The organism is Actinophytocola sp. (genome assembly GCF_035712165.1).
In the GTDB taxonomy this organism is placed as follows: domain Bacteria; phylum Actinomycetota; class Actinomycetes; order Mycobacteriales; family Pseudonocardiaceae; genus DASYTH01.
Genome location: NZ_DASTBH010000572.1, coordinates 1 through 2,790 on the forward strand (window position 1 = coordinate 1; position 2,790 = coordinate 2,790).

Annotated in this window: 3 protein-coding genes; 2 read left to right on the forward strand and 1 reads right to left on the reverse strand. The window is 71.9% G+C overall.

Annotated features, from left to right (window positions below; all coding sequences use genetic code 11):
* Positions 1 to 390 precede the first annotated feature (390 nt).
* Positions 391 to 777 (forward strand): hypothetical protein, encoded by a 387-nt coding sequence (locus tag VFO68_RS33545; protein ID WP_325162461.1) that lies wholly within the window; start codon positions 391 to 393, stop codon positions 775 to 777.
* Positions 778 to 881: 104 nt separating this feature from the next.
* Positions 882 to 2,507 carry a hypothetical protein gene (locus VFO68_RS33550; protein ID WP_325162462.1) on the forward strand — a complete coding sequence of 542 codons (1,626 nt, stop codon included), beginning with the start codon at positions 882 to 884 and terminating at the stop codon, positions 2,505 to 2,507.
* Between the two features lie 90 nt (positions 2,508 to 2,597).
* On the opposite strand, the gene VFO68_RS33555 is transcribed toward VFO68_RS33550, so the two are convergent.
* Positions 2,598 to 2,790 (reverse strand): hypothetical protein (locus VFO68_RS33555; RefSeq protein WP_325162463.1); only part of this gene is annotated, 193 nt, incomplete at its 5' end.

Consider the following 2,790-nt stretch of genomic DNA (forward strand, 5'->3'; position numbering starts at 1 on the left):
CACGGCGGATCTGCCGCCTGTCCTGCCGCCTGTCCCGCCGCCGGTCCTGCCGCCAGACCGAGCGTGATCAGCGGAACCGCCAGCCACGCTGCGGCGGCTCGCCGTCGACGTCGTACCGTTCCCACCGTTGCCATGCCGCGCACCCCCCGTGATTCACCCGGCGCGCCGTAGGCTACGGCACTGGCGCGGTCCGTGGCGGTGTTGCGGCTGGCCGCACCAGGCCATTGGCCGCATCAGGCCACGCCGGCACGGCTCCGGGGCGACGGCACGATGGTGTCGTCGTACGTCAGCCCGGTGGCCAGGCAACGGGCCAGGTCGTGCTCCCCGCGCGTGTCGCGCACGACCACGTGCCCGTAAACCCGGGTGCCCTCGTGGGACAGTGAGAGGTCGTTGCCGGGGGATGTTGTCCAGGCCGTCGAGGTCGAAGTCGCCCATCCGCCCGGTCTCGAAGTCGATGGTCCGCCAGTCGTCCAGCGTGACGTCCCGCTCCTGACCAGCAGCACGACGGCGGCCACGACGCCGGCGGCGAGCGCCGGTCCCGGCCAGCCCCGGCGGCGCGCGGCGGCCGGTGCGGCGACGCTGTCCACGATGGATCGCTCGGACGGCCCCGGGACGGTCCTTCGGCGTACCTCCGGGATCCGCCGGCGGGGCGGCGGCGCGGGCGAGCGCGACGGCGAGCGCGGCCGCGCGGGCCGCCTGCTGGACCTGCTGGCCCGGCACCCCTACCGGCAGCGGCTCGTCTCTGAGCTCATGCTGGCGCAGTACCGGGCCGGCTGAAACTGGAACAAGCGGTCCTGCGCGGCGACCCGAACCTCGACCCCGCCTGACGAGATGCGGAAAGGGGAAGCGGGAAGCAGCGCGGGGATGGTAGGAAGCCTCCCATGCTTTCGCCCCTCGCCCGCCGCGTCGTGCGCGGCGCACTGGCGTTCGCCGTGACGATCTCCGTGACCGCCCTGGGCGTCGCCGTCGCGAACGCCGACACCGCGCCACGCCCGGCGCTCACCGCCCTGTCGTTCGAGCAGCCGACCGTGGACGCCACCTCCGGGGGGTGGGTCTTCAACACACTCACCTGGACAGTCAGCAACACCGACCCGGACTCGTATGTCAATGGCGTCGTGACGTTGCGCATGCGCAGCTCGGTGACCGGTGAGCTGCTCGGTCACGAGCGGACCGCCACCTACTGGTTCAACGACGCCTGCTGCATGGACGCGCAGTTCGTGTCCGGTACGACCGAGGAGTCCACGTACTCCTACCGGTTCCCGGTGCCGCATTACTCCGACGCCGAGACCGCGACCTGGGAGGTCACCAAGGTCACGATCGTCTCGGGCGCCACCACGACCGCCGTGGGCGGGACCAGGCTGCAGCGGCTCGGGTACCGCTTCACGGCCCGGACCCTGATCGACACCACCGGGCCGAGCGTGGAGTTCGAGAGCCGGAGCAATCCGTACGTCTACGCCGGGAGCGGCCCGACCAGCATCGGCTTCCCCTTCATCGTGCGGGACGCCGAGTCCGGCTTCTGGAAGGGCCGCATCCGGCTGGCCGGCCCGGGCGGTAACAGCGTCACCACCCACTTCACCTGGGAACGGGACGGGTTGAACACCGGCATCCGCTGCGGTGGAGGCAACGACCCGGTGTCGGGCGGCGGCGAGGTCCACTGCTCGATCGGCGTCGCCCTGCCGGCCGGAGCCCCCGACGGGACCTGGCGGGTCACCCAGGTCGTGCTGCACGACAACGCCGGCGTCGTCGCCACGCACAACAACCCGGCCGCGCCGACGGTGATCGTGACCTCGAACTCGAAGGTGCAGGCCGGCGACTTCCTCATCGACCCGAACCCGGTGGACAACTGGCGGGACGACGCGGTCACCGAGCTGAGCATGGCGGTCACGGGAGCGCGCAGGGGCATCGCGTCGGTCACGGTCGACTTCGCCCTCCACACCCCGAGCTGTCACGCCACGGGCCCGGCGACGGTCCGGGCGGACGGCCGGGTCGCCGTCCCGTTGATCGTCGGGCGCGGGATCAGCGAGTGCCGGGTCGAGGGCATCCGCCTGATCGACGGCGCCGGCAACGTCGCGCTGTACGGCCGGAAGTACCTCGCTCCCGATCCCGGGCTCGTGATCACGCAGGTCCCCCATACCGCCACACCGCCCGTGGTGCTGGGCGCGACGCTGACGCCGTCGTCGCTACCGGCCAGCCAGACCGCCGGGGGAAGCACCCTGCTGACGGTCCGGACGGAACCGCAGGCCTGGCCGGTCAGCAGCGTCGACGCCTACATCTACGACGCCGCCGGCGAGGTGGTCGGCTCGCTGATCAGCGGCTTCCCGCAGACCGCCGGCGACGGAACCGTCCGCCAGGGTCTGTTCCTGTCCACCATGGCGCCGGGCGAGTACACCGTCGGCTTCGAACTGAGGAACGGGCCGGGCAGCTTCAGCGCGTGGAACATCCCGGATCATCCCGACAGCCGGCCGCTGCCGGGCGGCCCGCTGATCCTCACGGTCACCGACGGCTGAGGAATGCCCGGTGGGTAGTTCGGCAACAGGTCGGCTGAGTCAGGCGTGGGGGTTCTCCCGGACCCCACGCCCGTGCCGTGCGTGAGACGGTCAGATGAACTCGAACGACAGCGTCGCGGCGCCCGCCGACACGTTGGCCACGCACGCCGTGAAGATCTCGTCCTCGGCCGGCGTCACCGCCCGGTCGATGGTCGCGCTCGTGCCGTAGTCCTCCGTGCGGAGGAAGTCCGCGTTGAAGTTCTCCACGTCCGCCGTCCAGCGCACCGGCGCCGTCGACGTGCCG